The sequence below is a fragment of the Psychrobacillus sp. FSL K6-2843 genome (genome assembly GCF_038626375.1).
Classification (GTDB): domain Bacteria; phylum Bacillota; class Bacilli; order Bacillales_A; family Planococcaceae; genus Psychrobacillus; species Psychrobacillus faecigallinarum.
In genome coordinates this window covers 988,096-1,006,630 of the sequence record NZ_CP152021.1, presented here as the reverse complement: position 1 = coordinate 1,006,630, position 18,535 = coordinate 988,096, and the positions used below count along the sequence as shown (strand labels likewise).

Below are 18,535 nucleotides of genomic sequence, written 5' to 3'. Positions count from 1 at the left end.
TAGCAAGATGTTTTCAAATATTTATAATATCTTAATAATTCATCATTTTTCTTGTTAATTCCCTGTCGACTCACGCTAATTTTTACGAATGAAAGTGATTTATGTTATAATTAGTTATCCCAATAGAGATAGGAGTATTATCATGTTAAAAGATATTTTTATGACATTATCAGAAAACAAAGCATTAAACGGAGCAGCTAAAAAATATGGTTTAAAAATGGGTGCTCAACATGTTGTAGCAGGAACGAATATCGAAGAAACAATGCAAAGTATTAAAAAACTTAATGCTCAAGGTATCTCTTGTACGGTAGATAATTTAGGTGAGTTTGTTTTTGAAAAAGAAGAAGCTTTAGAAGCAAAAGCTCAAATTATCGCTGTTATTGAAGCAATTGAAGAACATCAGGTTGATGCTCATATTTCATTAAAACCCTCTCAATTAGGGCTAGATATAGATTATGATTTTGCATTACAAAACTTAAAAGATATCGCAGCAGTAGCAAAAAAATACGATACATTTATTAATATCGATATGGAATCTAACAAACATTTACAACCTTCCTTTGATATCCTAGACGAATTGTCTAAGGAATTTGATAACGTAGGTACAGTAATTCAAGCATACTTCTTCCGAGCTGCTGAAGATATTCAAAAGTATAAAAACTTCCGACTTCGAATCGTAAAAGGTGCTTATAAAGAACCAGCAGATGTAGCCTACCAAACAAAAGAAGAAATCGATAAAAATTACATTGAATTAATTGAATGGCATTTATTGAATGGTAAATTCACTTCAATCGCAACACATGATCATAATGTGATTAACCATATTAAACAATTTATCAAAGACAACAATATTTCATATGACAAATTTGAATTCCAAATGCTATATGGTTTCCGCACGGATATGCAACTAGAGCTTGCTAAAGAAGGTTATAACTTCTGCACATACGTTCCTTTCGGTAAAGACTGGTATGGATACTTCATGCGTCGCCTTGCAGAACGACCAGCGAACATGAACCTTGTCGTAAAACAAGTTTTCAACAAAAAAACAAATACAATCCTTGGTATTGCAGCTGGTGCATTTGCCATCGGAAGACTAACAAAAAGAAAATAGTAAACAAAAAAACTGCACTACCAACAGGTAGTGCAGTTTTTTTCGTTAATAGCATGAAGATAATTCAAAAATATTTTATTTCTTAATTATATTTTATGGTTTGCCTCTTGGAACTGAGTAATATCCTTTAAATCTGGAAGAGCAGGTATGCCACCTCTCTTAGTAGCAGCTAATGCTCCTGCAGCATTTGCAAAGAGCACACTAGATTTTAGACCTTCTATATTCATTTCTTCAATAGGAGATTTCTCTAAAATTTTGTACAACAATGCTCCGAAGAATGCATCACCGGATCCGGTTGTATCAATAGCTCTCACTACATAAGGTGGAATAATTTCAGTTTTATCCTTATATCTAAAAAAGCATCCATTTTCTCCAAGAGTTACAAAAATTAATGAGATTCCGTAGTTTCTATATAATGTTTCTGTTCCCTCTTTATAGTCAGATGAATCGGTTAAAAAAAGAAGCTCTTCTTCAGATACTTTTAATATATCCGCAAAGTATAAGCTATCGGAGATTATTTTCTTCGCTTCTTTCAAATCCTCCCACAGGTTTTCACGTAAATTGGGGTCATAAGAAATAAGTAATCCTTTATCTTTAGCATATTGAATTGCACTAAGAGTGGCTTGCCTTGCAGGTTCATTAGTCATTGAAACAGAACCAAAATGAAATAATTTGGCTCTGTCTATTAATTTGTAGTTCACTTCTTTTTCCTCCAAAGTAATATCTGCACCTGGTTTTCGATAAAAACTGAAAGAGCGATCTCCATTAGGCTGCAGATGAACAAAAGCCAAAGTGGTGTTCACTTCGTCAGTTATAGCTAGTCCAGTTGTATCTACTTTATAGGAATCTAAAGTTTCCTTTAGAAATTTTCCGAATTCGTCTGCACCTACTTTACTGATGAAGGACGTTTTTAATCCAAGCTTACTCAGCATAACTAGTACATTTGCTGGTGCTCCGCCCGGATTTCTTTCAAATAAAATATTCCCATTTTCGGATTTACCATAAGGAGTGAAGTCGATTAATATTTCACCTAATGCTACTACGTCATACATTTGTCTTTCACCTCTATTAATATTGTAAGCTAAAATTATTCAGTACTTTTATTTAGATTATTTATTCAAAACAATTTTTCCATATTGCTCCTATATTGTCCATTTATTTTAAACTAGGAATAAAAGCGAAATCAAATAGAGGTCCGATCATACAAATTGTATACTCTCTAGGCAATTATCTTTAGACATAATAAAAACATCTCATTCTACGGGGATGGTAGAATGAGATGTTTTTCCTTGTTATCGCTCAAGGGTATATTTAAATCGCCGTAATTTTTTACCTTCGTTACTTCCACATCGTTTTATCGCTCGTGTGTAAAAAGTATCCCCTATTATGCTTAGTTGGTGAAAAAGCTCCTTCAAAACTTGTTCAACAACTTATATTAATTTTGCTATAAGTTCATCATATAGGAACTAAATGAGAATACACAGAGAGTTTTATTAGAAATTGATGAGAATTAATTACTCCCATGTCACAGAAAGAATTTTTCCAGAAATCGCATGCACCTGAATCGTTGCTTTCGTTTTCTTATCCTTACTATCCTTTGACTCACCATCTGTAGACGCTGTTTGCATTACTATTAAATAGTAACCGCCTTCGTTTGTTTTTATAAAGGAATTACTTTCAACTGTACCCTTATGTTGTTGCTGTGCTATTTTTGTTGCTTGCTCAGCTGTGATCAAAACAGTAGCTGGCTTCTCTGGTTTTAGTTCTTCAGGCTTTTTAGACTCACTTTGAGTAGTGCTAGTAGTGGAAGATTTAGAGTCATCCTCTTCTTTTTTTACTTCCTCTTTTTTTGCCTCTTCTGCTTTGGTCGTTTCTGTTTTACTAGTTTCAGTTTTAACGGATTCCACTTTACCAGACTCCGTTTTATTACTCTCTGTCTTCGAAGTTTCAGTCTTAGAAACTTCATTTTTTACAGGTTCTGATTTTGATGAATCTGTTTTGATACCCTCGATTTTAGTAGAGTCTGTTTTTACTTCTGTTTTTGTGTCATCCGCTTTTGCAACGTTTTCTTTGACGGTGTCTTTTTTAACTTCCTCTACTTTAGTATTTTCAGTTTTCAAGGCATCCTTTATTGCATTTTTAATCACTTCTGTTATCGGCTTATCAACTTTAGTATCGTTAGTCTTTTCCTCAATCTTAGAAGTTGCAGAAATACTAGACTTGATTAACTTAATCTCAGTTGCTTGGGCAGTTTCTACTTTATTTATAGAGTTTTTATTGTTTTCTTTTATTTCAATTTGTGTGATTGGACTCATTTCTACCACAATATTATTATTGTTTTCTATTTGTCGAATATTGCTAGTCAATGGGTATTCCATTACTTCAAAAGTATCGTCAAATGTAGCACTTTGTGTTTTACCTGCATAATAAGCTGAATCCTCAATCATATATTCAGTAGTTTGCTCCAATGAATACACGTCACCGTTTTCAGGGTTAATCTCAACTAAATAAACTGTCCCGCTTTTCATAATAAGTGCTTTATACACATCTTCTTTTAATGTTATATCTGTTACCTCTGCACCATATAATTGCTCTAGCTGGGAACGAACTTCACTTTCTGATATAGAATTTCTGTTCGATTGGGTGACATTCAACAAGAACCCAGTGCCCACAATAACTGTCACTGATACAAAAATCAATGAGTACTTTTTGATTTTAGTAAATTTCATTCATGCTTTCCCTCCCCCCAATTCTATTTTAAAAGACAAACATTAAAAATTGATGAGAATTGGAGATTTTGGAATAAAAATATAAATTGTAGTACCAAATCCAACTGTGCTATCTATTTCCAATTTTATAGATAGTCGATTTGCTATCTCTTTAGCAATAGATAGTCCCAGACCCGTTCCCCCAGTTTTCCTATTTCTAGCCTCATCCACTCGGTAAAAACGATCAAAAATATAATTAATATCTTTTTTAGGAATTCCATTACCGTAGTCCAGAATCGCAACCACTGTATTTTCCTCATCCTCTGATATTGTTGTTTTTATTTCCTTTTCACTATATTTTCTAGCGTTATCCAGAATAATAAAAAGAAGTTGCGTTAGCTGCTCCATATCTGTGTTTACATAAATTGGTCCCTCACCTTTTAGGATAAAGTTTCGATTATAAGCTGTACGCATAGATTGTAGAGTGCTTTCAACAAGTTCGTATAAATCAATTGTTTCTGTTTTTTGTGTTTGCTGACCATTCCCTTTAGCTAATACAAGCATTTGAGTAATCATCTCTTTCATTCTGGCCGTTTCATTAATAATCGCATTCACTGATTCCTCAGCTATCGCTTTATTCTTATAGCCATGTCGAGACAATAGCTTCGCATAACTCTCTATGACAGTTAGAGGCGTTTTTAATTCATGAGAGGCATCAGACACAAATTGCTCCTGCTTGTTGTAGTTTTCCTCTAACTGCTCCATCATTTCATTAAAGGCAATGCCCATCTGTGTCATTTCATCTTTACGGTTTTTACTTAACTCTATTTTTTGATATTTTCCAGATAGTCTACTTTGAGACATCGTATTGATCAATTTGTTAATAGGCTTCGTAATGATGTTTCCCAAAGCGACACTTGAAATAGTCATAAGCAGCATCCCTATTAATGTCACACTGATTAAAGTCCATCGTAGAAAGTCCAAGTTTTTATCCACTTCAATAAGCTGTTTCATAGTTTGTACTTCGACTACTTCACCATTCGCCCAAATTACCGGCTTTATAATCGTAAGAACCGGAACACCATGAAAATAACCTGAGGTATATCGTTCTCCCTCTTGTAATTCTGGAAAATATTCATTCATCTCTTCGATAGATTCTACAAATACAATGGGGGTTTTTTCACTATTGAAAACCCTAATACCCCCATTTGGTGGAATAAAAGCTCTCAGAATTGTAGCCGGGTCATCATCTACTCCCATCTTACTGAGAGCTGAGACTAGCTCGTCCACGTCACTATTCAATTGATTGTATTCAGTGTCGAATGCCATTTGTTCATATATAAAATAGATTCCTACATTCATTAAGCCTAAAATAATTAACGTCAAAAAAGTTGAGAATAAATGAATCTTAACTTTAAGCTTCATTTCTCAGCTCCTTTAAAACATATCCAACGCCTCTTACCGTATGTATGTAAGAGAGGCGATCGTTTTCCTCTAATTTTTTTCTCACATATCTTATGTAAACATCCACTATATTCGTATCACCATAATAATCAAATCCCCATACCGCATCCAACAGTTGTTCCCTTGTTAACACTTGGTTAGGATGCTTCATTAGATACAGCAACAAATCATATTCGCGCGGAGTCAGACTTACCTGATCCCCTTCATTAGTAATCTCTCTAGTTTGCTCGTTTAAAACGATAGAATGAAAGACATGAACATTCTCCTGCTTAACCGGTATAGGGAGAGAGGACTTGTTGAAGCGAATGGCAGAGCGCACTCGCGCAAGTAATTCTTCAATTTCAAAAGGTTTCGTCACATAATCATTCGCTCCTAAATCCAAACCCTTTACTTTGTCTTCTAGGCCGCTCTTTGCTGTCAACAAAATAACTGGAGTATTAGCCTCAGTCGCTCTTATGCGTCTTAAAACATCCAGCCCATTTAAGCCAGGTAACATCAAATCTAGCAACACAAGATCCCATGCTTGCTCTCTATATTTTATAAGGCCATCTGTACCTGTATAAGCAATCTCTACAGAATAACCCTCGAATTCCAGCTCCAACTGAAGAACACGCGCAATATTTTCCTCATCTTCTATAATTAATACATTCTCTTTCATACGCACCCCTCCTCTTTATACCTATTTTAACACAATCTACTACAACCTATTTAAGCAACCTAAACCAAACATTACGAGAGTATTACTGGTGCCTGGCACCAGTAATACTCTCGTAATAAAGCTGCTTTATAATATTTTAGGCTATAATTTAGCGGCAAAATAGGAATTCAAACGACTTTTTACATAAAAAAATCAAATTATTATGAATATTACATAATTTAAGTCATTGAAGAACTGAGAGCTTTATAGTATGTTAGTTTAAAAGGACAGATGGAGGTAACTGGAATGGGCAGAATGAGGAGGATTTGGCAGCCGGAGCTTTATTATCATGTAACAATGAGAGGGAATAATCGACAGAATATATTCTTAAATGAGGGCGATGTATCTCTCTTTTTTAGAGCTTTACAACGTACATATAAAAAATCAAAATTTACTATTGTTGCTTATTGCATTATGAATAATCATTATCACCTTTTAATACGCTCCCCTGAAACACCACTTTCGGATGTTATGTTATCCATTAACAAGACCTACTCTGAATACTTCAAACGAAAATATAATTATTTTGGACAACTTTACGAAACAAGATTTTTTTCCAGTATGGTTTCTGATCCCATTGGATTATTAAATGTTAGTAGTTATATTCACCAAAATCCACTTACAACTTCTAAAGCTATGGCTAGTAGAATGGAATATTATCCTTATAGCTCCTTTGCCTTTTACTTTTACGATAAAAAAAGTGACTATCCTTTTGTAAACACCGAACTACTCCCCTCTTTGATAGCAAAATATCCAGAAATCAAAGAAGAAAACTATGTAGCTTATTGTGAAAACTTTCGTACTAGACAGGACTTGCACTTTAGTTACGAGATGAATTTTAATTGATATAATTCAAACTTAAGAGAGCCATAAAAAAATCGCTCCTAATTTTAGGAGCGATACTTATTACTGCTTTAGTTCAACGACCCATCCAAATGGATCTTCAATAGTGCCATGTTGTATACCTGTCAAAGTATCATATAGTTTCTTAGATATCTCGCCAGTTTCTCCATTATTCACATAGAATAATTCGCCTTTCCAACGTAGCTCACCAATAGGAGAAATAACTGCAGCAGTCCCGGTACCAAATGCCTCATCTAGCTTACCGTCTAAATAAGCTTCGCGTATTTCCTCCATAGACACCTTACGTTCTGTTACTGGCACTCCCCAATATTTTAATAATTCAATAATGGATTTTCTAGTAATACCATCTAAAATAGAACCATTCAATGATGGAGTAACAACCTCTCCGTCTATTTTAAAGAACACATTCATGCTTCCTACTTCTTCAATATATTTACGTTCAATTCCGTCTAACCATAGAACTTGTGAATAGCCTTCTCTGTCAGCCACTTCCTGCGCCTTTAAGCTTGATGCATAGTTTCCAGCTGTTTTAGCCATTCCTGTTCCACCTGCAACAGCACGAACATATTCACTTTCTACTAATATCTTAACAGGATGAATACCTTCTTTATAATAAGAACCAACTGGCGACATAATGATCATAAAGCTGTACGTTTTAGAAGCGGAAACACCCAAATGAGCCTCCGTTGCAATCATGAATGGTCGAATATATAGAGAGGTTCCTGGCTCAGTTGGAATCCACTCCTTATCAATCTCTAGCAATTCTTTTAATGCTTCCAAAGCAAAATCTTCATCTATTTGAGGCATGCTCAATCTGTCACATGAACTATTCATTCGTTTCATATTTTGTTCGGGACGAAACAGTCTGACTACTCCATCCTCCGATAAATATGCCTTCATTCCTTCAAATACAGTTTGCCCATAATGTAATATCGTAGCTGAAGGATCTAACGTAAGCGGTTGATAAGGGACAATACGGTGATCATGCCACCCAATTCCTGCAGTATAGTCCGCAATAAACATATGATCTGTAAATTTCGTACCAAAAGCAAGTTGACTAGCTGGCGTTTTTTCGTTCTTCATTTCATTTTCAGTGATTCTAATTTTTACACTATTCATGACGTATTTCCCCAATCAATTAAATATTTTGTAAATTGCGACTTTTATAGATGTGCAATATATTATATGCAATTATACTCCTTTTATTAAATTTGAAAATACCTTTTTATAAAATTTTCAAAACATTTTGTGGATTTTTTAGAAATATTTATTTTCCTCCTATGATTAATTAAATTGAAGCTGCCATTTTAATATTACTTTCTATATTTAATGTGAAAAGTTTTTCTTTCCGGTCGGTACCCGATTACAATTAGGGAAAGTAACCTTCAACTAAAACAAACCCCATCTAAGCACTGGCAAGTAGTGTCTAAATGGGGTTTTTTACTTTGCAATTTTTTATTTTACAGGGTGTATTATGTTACAGGTGCCAGGCACCTGTAACATACTAGTCAACCTCTTAAACGACTTACACAAATATGAACCATAGAATTGCTGTGACGATGATAGTGGTAATACCTTGCAGTAGTGTTGCCATTGTTTGCGCCTTGTAAGCATCTGTAACATTCATACCGCTAAATTGTGTCACTACCCAGAAATAGCTATCATTGACATGGCTGACTGTCATTGCACCTGCTCCTACCGCCATTACGACTAATGCAAGCGGTAATGCTCCCTCTATTCCTAAAGTTGGAAGCATTGGGGCTACTAAAGATGATGTAATAACAAGCGCCGCTGTAGAGGAGCCTTGAGCAGTTTTCAAAGCTGCCGCAATTAGGAATGGTACTAACAGGAATAATGCTCCATTTGCCAGAACTCCTAAATCCATTTCTTGCAGTAATTCTGCTACTCCCGAGTTTTTAATAACAGTACCAAACGCACCACCAGCTCCTGTGATTAATAGAATCGGTGCTGCCTCTTTTAAACTTTCACCGATCCAGCCTGACAACGTTTTTTCACTAATTTCAGGTAACAATAGGAAAGATGCAAACACACCAAACAACAGTGCTACTGTAGGTGAACCTAGGAATCTAAGGAAATTCGTCCATCCTGACTCATCCCCAACTAATGCAGCTACTGACCCGATTCCTATTAATAATATAGGCAAGACGATTGGCAAGAAAGATTTAAATGTAGAAGGCATTTTCCCAAAAGACTTGATAACCTCTTCATAATCTAGCGCCTCTTCATGGTCAGCAGGTACATCAATTTTTGTACCTACCTTAACAGCCCATAAGTACCCAACAATAGTAGCTGGAATTGCAACAAATAAACCAACTAAAATAATTGTACCTAAATAATCTGTTGCCCCAATGTTACCTGCCGCTGCGATAGGACCGGGTGTAGGAGGAACTAATGTATGAGTCGCATAAAGACCTGTAGATAAAGCGACTGCCATTGAAGCTACCTTGACCTTCGCACGTTTTGCTAATGATTTTTTTAAGCTTGATAGAATAATAAAACCAGAATCACAAAATACAGGAATTGAAACAATAAAGCCTATGATTGACATAGCGAGCTGTGGTCGTTTTTCACCTAAAATACGAAGGACAACCTCTGCCATCCGATATGCTGCACCAGACTTTTCTAGGATAACTCCAATAATTGTTCCCGCAACAATTACAATACCAATACTTGTCATCAACCCACCAAAACCACTGTTTACGTTCTCTACCACTGTTAGCAATGGCATACCAGAGGCAATTCCTACAAAGAAAGCACTAATTAATAAAGCTAAAAAAGGGTGGAGCTTAAAAATGGCTGTAGCAACAACAACAAAAATTACCCCTAACAATATAACTAAAAACAACATCTTCCTACACCTCTTTCTTTAGGATAGCTTGCATTATTTCCTTTGTTTTTGCCTTCAAATGATGAATCGGATTTTCCATAGATTCATCTACACTTACGGAATCGTCTACTATACTCACAAGCTTATAAAAGTAGGATGACAATTCACCTTTATCTTCAGCCTCTATGAATCCTGAGACTAATATAACCGGAATACCTCTTTTATTTGCAGCTTTAGCAATACCCATTGGTGCTTTTCCAGATAGAGTTTGTTGATCTGTTTTTCCTTCACCTGTAATAATAAAATCAGCACCCTCTATTTGATTTTCAAAATGAATGGCTTCCATAATCACCTCAATACCAGGCTTCAAATGGACAGGAAAAAATGCAAGAAATGCACCTCCAAGTCCTCCAGCTGCACCGGCACCAGGTGTATGATGCACATGAATACCTGTTACTTCAGCAATTTTGTCTGCTAGAACATGTAAATTCGCATCCAAATGACTGATCATATCAGGGGTCACGCCTTTTTGAGGACCAAAGACAGCAGTTGCTCCATTAGCACCTATCAAAGGATTGTCTACATCACAAGCCAATATAAACTGGGAACCTTGCAATCTTTCGTCCAATCCACTAATATCAATTTCTTCTATGTCCCCAAGATAGCCCCCTCCATTAGGGATTATCTCTTTTACTTTATTCTTAAATTTCATACCTAATGCACGAAGCATTCCTACCCCGCCATCATTGGTTGCACTTCCACCTATCCCAATGATGAATTTTCTAAATCCCTGATCGAGAGCATGTCGAATAAGCTCTCCAGTTCCATAGGTAGATGTCTCTAGCGGATTTTTTTCCTGTTCAGTTAAAAGAGTAAGACCTGAAGCCCTTGCCATTTCTATGACACAGGTTTCTCCATCTCCTAAAACGCCATACAATGCCTGTATAGGTCTTCCTAACGGGTCACTTACAGTAGCATTCACAAAACGTCCCTTAGTTGCAAAAATAAGAGGCTCTAATGTCCCCTCTCCACCATCTGCTACAGGAAGTAATACAGTTTCAATAGTTGGGTTAATTTGATTAATAGTTTCTACAATGGCTCTTGCAACTTCAGTCGCAGACAATGAACCCTTGTAGGAATCAGGGCTAACAACAATTTTAATAAGATCTCCTCCTTTTAAGTGAAGCGCTTACAAAAATTATAGTGCAAAGGAAAAGTCATTGCATTATACTTAAAGTATAAATTATCTGTATTATAACAGAAGATTTTTTATACATTGAGGTGAATACTTTGATAACCAAACAATTAGCCGAGCAAATTGTCCAACAGACTATGCTTCGTCTTCACCGAAACATTAATATTATGCAAACTAATGGAGTCATTCTTGCCTCGGGAGACAAGATGAGAGTTAACCGAATTCATGAAGGAGCAATTGAAGTAGCCCGAACTAAGTCTCCTCTATGGATTACAAAAGATAATAATCACCTTTTTCCTAGAACAAAACCAGGCATTAATTTGCCTATATTTTTTCAGGAGGATTTAGTTGGAGTCATGGGAGTCACCGGAGAGCCACAAGAGATTGAAGAAATCTCAAAACTCGTTCAACTCACAACAGAAATGATGGTTCATCAAGCCTTAATCGTTTCAGAAAGAGAGTGGAAGCGAAAAATTCAAGAGTTGGTATTTGAAGAATTAATGAGTGGACAGCCTATCCAGAAGTATTTACAGGAACGACTAAATAAAATTGGCTTTCAAAATAAAGCTCCATTTTATGCTATGATGCTTGAGGTTGATCCTGAGTCTCCCTCCTATCAAAATATTATAGAGGAGATAGAGTTTTATTTAGAAACTGACTCCATTTTAGTAGGACATTATCAGGTGAGTGAGCATTTTATTTTAATATCTGGGTTAGATCAAGAAACGTTTTCCCGTAAGGTTTCTTTACTAGCTGATAAATTGACAAAATATTATTCTATTTCTTTAGGATTGGGAAGAGAAGTTGCCAACCTAGAACAGGTTCATTATGCATACCATACTGCTAAGCTTGCCCATCAGTATGGTAATCCTAATAAACCAATCGTTTCCTTTGAGGAAGTAGAAATATATTCTCTTTTCAAAAGTAAAGAAGCCTTTGAAATTCAAACGTATACAGAAAGATTACTTCAACACCTTGACTCGAAGTTACAGCTAACTTTACAAAAATATTTTGAAAGCAATCTGCAACTAGGTATTTGCGCGGAAGAACTAGGAATTCATCGCCATACGCTTACCTATCGATTAAACAAAATAGCCCATTTGACAGGCTATAATCCTAATAACTTTCAGGATGCATTAGCACTCCAACTAGCCCTATTATTAAAAGACTAACCTTAGAGTTTATGCACACAAAAAACCGTTTCAGCTTTAGCCGAAACGGTTTTATTTATCTCATTATTTTTTCGCTACTTGTACGTTCGCTACTTTTTTAGCGCCTACGTATTTCTTGCCCCAATAATATGGATCGTTTATTTTATCAACTCTTACTCCTTTTGAAGTAGAAGCATGAATGAATTTTCCGTTGCCGATGAACATTCCAACATGTGAAACACCTTTACCTGATGTATTAAAGAAAACTAGATCACCAACAGCTAAGTTAGCTTTTTTTACTGATGTTCCTTTACTATACATTCCAGCAGCTGTTCTAGGAAGAGAGATTCCGTTGCTTTTGTATACATATCCAATAAATCCTGAGCAATCAAATCCTGCTTTAGTTGTACCACCATATCGATATTTTATTCCTATTAAATTATTCGCACTTGATACTATTTTGTTGGACGCTACAGTGCTAGCAGCTTCTGTATTTCCTGCAAATGTTCCCATGGCTAAAACTAGAGTCAGAGTAAAGATAGTGATGATTTTTTTTAACATAGATTTCAAAGTTGATGTTCCCCCAAAGAAGTATTGAAAAATTTCTCTATTACTTTCTCGTTGAAATTTTATCTATACCCATCCTAACATGGAATAAACACTAGCGCTTTTACATTTGTGTAACAAAAAGATTACAAGCAAAAATTATGCTAATACTCTCTCCCTAATTAAAAATATGTATTTTTAAGTAAATATACCTAATTGTTATGTAAGTATTATAAGTAATATGTACATTTACTCTATCTTTTATTAGTAAAAACGTGTTATAAATAGAAGGTTAATAAGTTTTCATCAATTAAAAAATAGAATAGGAGATATCTATTGTGAAATGGAAATGGAAGAATACTCTTACAACCCATCTTGGGGCTATTATTGTGGGAGTAATGATTGTCATGCTAACTATCACTTCTATCGCTACCTATAAAACTGCCTATGGGGAACTATATAAAGCAGCTGGTATTGAAGCATATGGGTGCGCTAATATAACTACTGGCCTACTGACGCCAGAGGATGTCCAAAAAATTCTATCCGGAGACTCTGCTGCAGTTAACAGCATAGGTGAAAAGCTAAATTGGACAACTGCACACAAAGATATATTTGAAACGCAATATATACTAGATTTAGATGGAAAGATATTAGCTCTAGACGATAATTTAAAAGAAACCGGCTTTAAAGCAGGAGATCAATTTTACATAGACGAAGAAGCTATAAATATGCTTGTCTCGATGGGTCACTCTACTTATTCAGAAAGCTACGAATATGCTGGGATGAATCGCTTATCAGGATATGCACCTATTTTTGAGGATCACGATCCTACGAAAGAAATAATTGCAATTAGTGTAATAGATTTCAATGCAGACATCGTATCGGAGCGTACTTGGGACGTAGTAAGCAAGGGATTATTAGTAAGTATAATTCCTTTAATCTTAGCTTCTCTTGCGACTTTATTTTTAATAAGAAGAAAGACGAAACCTTTATCGGTATTGATTGCTCACGCTGGCGAGATTGCAAAAGGAAATCTGTCCGTTAAGGATACGAATTTTACTAGCAAGGATGAGATTGGCGATTTAAGTATAACGCTTAATACAGTAGCTGAAAATTTACGCACTATCATTGGCACTGTCCAAAATACCTCCTCCCAACTTACGAGAAATTCCGAGGAGACTTCCTTCTCTTTAAATGAAATGAAGGAAGCCATTCACCAAATCGCCAATAATATGAGTGAAAACGTTGCATCTATTTCTACTGGAACAGCTTCCGCAGAAAGCTCCTCCGCTATTTTAAACAATCTAGCAGAAGGGTTACAACATTCTAAAGGAACTGCAGACCAATGTGCGACACACTCCATGTCCACAATGCAAACTGCTCAAGAAGGGCTTAAACGTGCTGCAGAAACAAGCAGGGATATGGAGAAAATACACAGCTCCTCCATTGAAACTGGTGCAACAATTGTAAAATTGAATGAAGCAACTAATAAAATTCAGCAAATTACCGGATCCATAGCAGGAATTGCAGCTCAAACAAATCTATTAGCTCTAAATGCATCAATAGAAGCCGCTCGTGCTGGAGAGCACGGAAAAGGCTTTGCAGTAGTAGCAGAGGAAGTTCGTAAGCTTGCAGAACAATCTAATCTAGAAGTCAGTCAGGTTGAAAAAATTGTAAGTGAAATCACTGAGAGCATTGGCCATGTAGTTAATTCCACTAATGAAAGCACAAAGCTAATCGAAAATGGAAATGCTACAGTTCAGCAAACCTCTCAATCGTTACGTGACATCTCTACAGCAGTTTCTAAAACAGTTGAAGAAATTTCTCTTATATCCAAAATGACAACCAAAGAAGCCAACAATTCTAAACAAGTAGTGGCACTTATTGAAAGTCTGACTGAATCTATGCGTGAAATAGAAGAGGTTACTACTAGCATCTCAGCAGTGACAGAAGAAACAACCGCTTCTATCGATGAGATATCCAATCGTTCAGCAGAAACCCATGAGGTTGCACAGGAACTCCAAAACCTCATTAACAAATTCAAACTATAAACAACAAAGCTGCTCATTAAACCTGAGCAGCTTTTTGTATTAATCGGCAAATTATATTACAGAATTATTGCAGGTGCCTGGCACCTGCAATAATTCTGTAATTCCTATTCCCACTTTTAAAGGAAGAATGTATACTTACTAAAAAAGATTTGAAGGAAGGAAGTTAATTTTTATGAAGATTAGTACCTCTTTAAATTCATGGATTGTTGAGCAAAGAAGACATTTACATAAAAACCCTGAATTATCTCATTTCGAGACAAAAACGAAAATTTATATTGAGGAGAGACTCAATGAACTTAATATTTACACCTATTCTATTACCGGTAAGGATATAGTTGGAGTTATAGAGGGAGCTCATCCTGGGAAAACTGTCGCTATCCGTTCAGACATGGATGCCCTACCAATATTAGAGGAAACCGGCCTATCATTTTCATCAGACAATAGTGGAGTAATGCACGCTTGTGGCCATGATGGGCATATGGCCATTTTACTTGGAATCGCCAAAGTTTTAGTAGAGAACAAAGATAAAATATATGGAAAAATTCATCTTTTATTTCAGCATGCTGAGGAAGAAGTTCCTGGCGGTGCGGTAGAAATAGTTGAAGCAAATGGACTTCAAGGTATAGATGCTATATTTGGTTATCATTTGTGGGAGCCAATTCCAACAGGAATAATTGGTGTAAGAGAAGGAGCAACAATGGCAGGAGTTGATCGCTTCTCTATTAAACTCCTTGGACGTGGAGGTCATGGCTCTATGCCAGAAACTACTATTGATCCGACACTTGTCATTTCACATATCATTACTCAGCTTCATACTATTGTTAGTCGCAGTATTAAGGCAATAGACCATGCCGTTATCAGTATTGGAGAATTAAGCGCTGGCAGTAATTACAATGTTATTCCTGACACTGCTTTTGCATCTGGAACTGTTCGCTACTTTAACAAAGACATCTCCCTATTAATCCATAAGCGAGTCGAAGAAATTGTAGACGGCGTTTGTAAGTCATTTGGAGCTAAATATGAGTTAGAATACCTTCATGGTGATCCACCGTTAATGAATGACAAAGACCTTACTCTTTCTATAAAACAAACATCAACTCGTTTATTTGGAGCAGAGAGAGTAATCGATATAGATCCAATTCTCGGAGGAGAAGACTTTGCTTATTATTCACATGAAATCCCTGCATCATTTACATTTATCGGCATCGGAAAAGAAAACTCTTTCGGTCATCACCATCCAAAATTCGATATTGACGAAAATATGCTTTCCGTAGGTGTAGAATTATTTACAACCGGCGTTCTTCAATATCTAAAAAACCACATAGAGAAAACAGAAGAAGCCCTTTCGTGATTAAATTGTTACAGGTGCCTGGCACCTGTAACAATTCATTTATTTCCCGGTCAATAAATTTTCAGAATGGCAAATTCTAATCATGAACCAATAAAAAAGGTGTAGAAAAAGTCATAATGACCTTCCCTACACTCTTAAGAACCAAGCAATATTCTGTATAAATCAGTATAAACTTTTGATGAGTGTTTCCAACATTACAGGCATTTCAACAAAAGCACTATCTATATGTAATCTCTCTGTTTTTTGATGAGCATCTTTCCCAAATGGACCAACGTTTAATACCGGTCCTTTTAGTTCTGCCATGTCTCCAAATGGAATGCTATACGTATCACCCCATACTGGCGTGTTACTTTCAAATGAGGTCCAGCCATTTCCTTCGTCCTCATAATTTACATAGCTTAAATCACATATTCCATTAAAATAGTGAACTTGCTTTACTATATTATCAAAGGATTTGGCCGATTTCTTCATTAGCTCAACCGCATTTTTGATGATTGGATCATGAGAAGTATTCACTGCAGGATAATAAGGTGGTGCAAATAGTAGAACCGTCGCTGGCGCCAGCTCCTGACATTGAATCATCAAACTATCGACTATACGAAGAGATTTTTCTCTGTCATCCCATTCCTCATCTAGCAAAGCCTCTTGCTTTAACCTAAATACTTCTTCTTCTCCAAGCTTTTTATTTGCATAAGCAAGCAGTTCTTCATATTTTAAGACTTTGACCTGTCCTACCCCTTTTACATGTTCACGCTCGCAAATATTTTTATAAGTTTGATTCAACTCCGTCATTGCCTCATTAGCTACCTGTTCAAACAAATCCATAATTTCTTTAGCTGTTCTTTTAAATAAAAATACATTATATAGAGCAACCGCTCGGTAAGGAGTCTGTGTAGAATAAGACATTTTCAAGTCCTTTTGTTGCAAAGATACAGGTAGTGGCGTACTTTCACCAAGATCCTTTTCTGTAAACAAAGGGTTAAACTCCATACGCTGCGTTAAGAAAGAAGCAATATAGTTTGCCGTCATTCCCTTCATTGGCTCCCCTACATGTGTTTCTTTACCATAAAACAATGCGGCAGGCATTATTTTACCGATAGTTCCTGAATATATATATTCGTCTATGTCAGTAGGATTTTGAGAAAAGGAAGGCTCACTATTTAAAAACAGTTTATAGTTAAGTCCAAATTCTTCTCGCAGCCTTACTAGCTGAGTTACTGCGGCTCGCATCCCCGCAGAGTTTACCTCTTCGTCTGGGACACTTGTAAGAATTAAATTAATTGGCCACTCTTCCAAAGTTGCTTTTTCTATTAATTGCATATGTAAGGCTAAACCCATTTTCATATCCATAGTCCCACGGCCGAATAAATATTTACCTGTTTCTAAATCAGCTCGTGCTCCCTCAGGCAGTTCACTTGGATTCTCCATTAGCACTTTCGTCAGTTCCTCTGGGAAATATGCCAGTGGCTCCAATGTTCCATACTCTTCCGTTTGAACTGTATCAAAATGACTGATAAGCACTACTGTCTCAGTCGCTTCTGGATGCTTATATAAAGCTGTAACCGCTTGTCTCCCCAAACCAGCATCATGCATTTGCAGTTGACTTGGATGATTTTTAAAATATTCTATTTCTCTAATTTTTTCTAATAATTTTGGTGCAAATTCTCTTTCTCCGTCAGTTAAGGTGATACTATTCCAGCTCACTAGCTCGCATAATAATTCGCGAAGCTTTTGGGGAGTATTCCATAATAGTTGTGTCACTGTATTCCCTCCATTTCAATAAATATAATTAAATCCAAGCACCCATTTACCTCAAAGGATAGGAGCTGGGCTAGAATAAAAATTAAAACTTTTCCTAAAATAATATTATACTCTATCTTTAAAGTTAATTTTATATAAATATTTAAAAAATTCAAAGAACTATAAAGTTAATCAAGTTTTTGTACAAATAAAATCTCTCAAGCTATTTATATAAAGCCAGAAATCATGTATTTTATAATAAAAAAAGGCCAATCATCTAGCTCGATTGACCTTGTTCTAAAAGGTTACTTTAAATTTTTCCACTCTTCTTCTAACCAGTCTAAGCCCTTTTCACCCTCATATGCATCATAAACATCGATTCTCATTCTTTTTAGCTTAGTTAAATACTCATCAAAAGTATGATCTTTTGGTAAGCTTTTTTTCACTCGAACGAACACCTTGTTCGCTCCTTTAACTAGTTCAAACTTTTTACGCTTAGGTAATTCTACATTTTCTCCTAATTCTAGCAATGCGCGGAAAGCCTCTTCTTGAATTTGGAATACAGGATCATGGGTTAATCTAACTTTTAAGATATCTATTACTTGGCTTGTATTATAATTTCCTAATTCTTCAACGGCACTAAGACGAGTTCTCCAGCTTCCAGTACGATTGGCTGCTTTCTTTAGCTCTTCATAGTTTTCAGGCAACTCATTTTTTATAGACTTTTTACTCAATCAATTCAAACTCCTTTTAGCTTCTATTAAAACAATTATGTTTGTCCACTTATTATATACCAAGAAAGGGCTTAT

General features: G+C 35.8%; 15 protein-coding genes. 5 read left to right on the top strand and 10 right to left on the bottom strand.

What is annotated here, in order from left to right; all coding sequences use genetic code 11:
• Window positions 1-139 precede the first annotated feature (139 nt).
• Window positions 140-1,111: a proline dehydrogenase family protein gene (locus tag MKY94_RS04955; protein ID WP_191696694.1), complete on the top strand. Its 972-nt coding sequence runs from the start codon at window positions 140-142 to the stop codon at window positions 1,109-1,111.
• An 86-nt stretch (window positions 1,112-1,197) separates the two neighbouring features.
• Here MKY94_RS04955 and MKY94_RS04950 read toward each other — a convergent pair whose 3' ends face one another.
• The 4 genes from MKY94_RS04950 to MKY94_RS04935 all read right to left on the bottom strand — a co-directional run bounded on the left by MKY94_RS04950 (window position 1,198) and on the right by MKY94_RS04935 (window position 5,941).
• Entirely contained in the window at window positions 1,198-2,163 is a 966-nt protein-coding gene (locus tag MKY94_RS04950; RefSeq protein WP_154311330.1) for a carbohydrate kinase, read from the bottom strand.
• Between the two features lie 462 nt (window positions 2,164-2,625).
• Window positions 2,626-3,840: a PepSY domain-containing protein gene (locus MKY94_RS04945; protein WP_154311331.1), complete on the bottom strand. Its 1,215-nt coding sequence runs from the start codon at window positions 3,838-3,840 to the stop codon at window positions 2,626-2,628.
• A 42-nt stretch (window positions 3,841-3,882) separates the two neighbouring features.
• Window positions 3,883-5,244, bottom strand: a complete 1,362-nt coding sequence (locus MKY94_RS04940) for a HAMP domain-containing sensor histidine kinase (protein WP_154311332.1) — start codon at window positions 5,242-5,244, stop codon at window positions 3,883-3,885.
• Complete coding sequence (locus MKY94_RS04935; protein ID WP_342578153.1) at window positions 5,234-5,941, bottom strand: response regulator transcription factor; 708 nt, start codon at window positions 5,939-5,941, stop codon at window positions 5,234-5,236. The genes MKY94_RS04940 and MKY94_RS04935 overlap by 11 nt, the downstream gene beginning before the upstream one ends.
• Before the next feature lie 285 nt (window positions 5,942-6,226).
• On the opposite strand from MKY94_RS04935, the gene MKY94_RS04930 reads away from it, so the two are divergent.
• The gene (locus tag MKY94_RS04930) at window positions 6,227-6,826 is read left to right on the top strand and encodes a transposase (protein ID WP_186318107.1); all 600 of its coding nucleotides are present in this window, start codon (window positions 6,227-6,229) and stop codon (window positions 6,824-6,826) included.
• A 60-nt stretch (window positions 6,827-6,886) separates the two neighbouring features.
• Here the strand turns inward: MKY94_RS04930 and MKY94_RS04925 are convergent, their stop codons facing one another.
• From MKY94_RS04925 to MKY94_RS04915, 3 genes are all read right to left on the bottom strand, one after another.
• Entirely contained in the window at window positions 6,887-7,963 is a 1,077-nt protein-coding gene (locus MKY94_RS04925) for a branched-chain amino acid aminotransferase (RefSeq protein WP_144537447.1), read from the bottom strand.
• Window positions 7,964-8,369: 406 nt separating this feature from the next.
• Entirely contained in the window at window positions 8,370-9,713 is a 1,344-nt protein-coding gene (locus tag MKY94_RS04920) for a GntP family permease (protein WP_342578151.1), read from the bottom strand.
• 4 nt (window positions 9,714-9,717) lie between these two features.
• A complete protein-coding gene (locus tag MKY94_RS04915) occupies window positions 9,718-10,848 on the bottom strand; it encodes a glycerate kinase (RefSeq protein ID WP_342578658.1) in 1,131 nt (376 codons plus the stop codon).
• A gap of 125 nt (window positions 10,849-10,973) precedes the next feature.
• Here MKY94_RS04915 and MKY94_RS04910 point away from each other — a divergent pair, with 125 nt between their 5' ends.
• Entirely contained in the window at window positions 10,974-12,059 is a 1,086-nt protein-coding gene (locus MKY94_RS04910) for a sugar diacid recognition domain-containing protein (RefSeq protein WP_222123061.1), read from the top strand.
• 63 nt (window positions 12,060-12,122) lie between these two features.
• Here MKY94_RS04910 and MKY94_RS04905 read toward each other — a convergent pair whose 3' ends face one another.
• The gene (locus tag MKY94_RS04905; RefSeq protein ID WP_144538232.1) at window positions 12,123-12,599 is read right to left on the bottom strand and encodes a C40 family peptidase; all 477 of its coding nucleotides are present in this window, start codon (window positions 12,597-12,599) and stop codon (window positions 12,123-12,125) included.
• Between the two features lie 323 nt (window positions 12,600-12,922).
• Here MKY94_RS04905 and MKY94_RS04900 point away from each other — a divergent pair, with 323 nt between their 5' ends.
• The gene (locus MKY94_RS04900; protein ID WP_229653931.1) at window positions 12,923-14,635 is read left to right on the top strand and encodes a methyl-accepting chemotaxis protein; all 1,713 of its coding nucleotides are present in this window, start codon (window positions 12,923-12,925) and stop codon (window positions 14,633-14,635) included.
• A gap of 172 nt (window positions 14,636-14,807) precedes the next feature.
• A complete protein-coding gene (locus MKY94_RS04895) occupies window positions 14,808-15,986 on the top strand; it encodes an amidohydrolase (protein WP_342578150.1) in 1,179 nt (392 codons plus the stop codon).
• A gap of 162 nt (window positions 15,987-16,148) precedes the next feature.
• Here MKY94_RS04895 and MKY94_RS04890 read toward each other — a convergent pair whose 3' ends face one another.
• Window positions 16,149-17,747, bottom strand: a complete 1,599-nt coding sequence (locus tag MKY94_RS04890; protein WP_342578149.1) for a M20/M25/M40 family metallo-hydrolase — start codon at window positions 17,745-17,747, stop codon at window positions 16,149-16,151.
• A 284-nt stretch (window positions 17,748-18,031) separates the two neighbouring features.
• Window positions 18,032-18,460: a HEAT repeat domain-containing protein gene (locus tag MKY94_RS04885; RefSeq protein ID WP_144537431.1), complete on the bottom strand. Its 429-nt coding sequence runs from the start codon at window positions 18,458-18,460 to the stop codon at window positions 18,032-18,034.
• Between the last annotated feature and the right edge of the window lie 75 nt (window positions 18,461-18,535).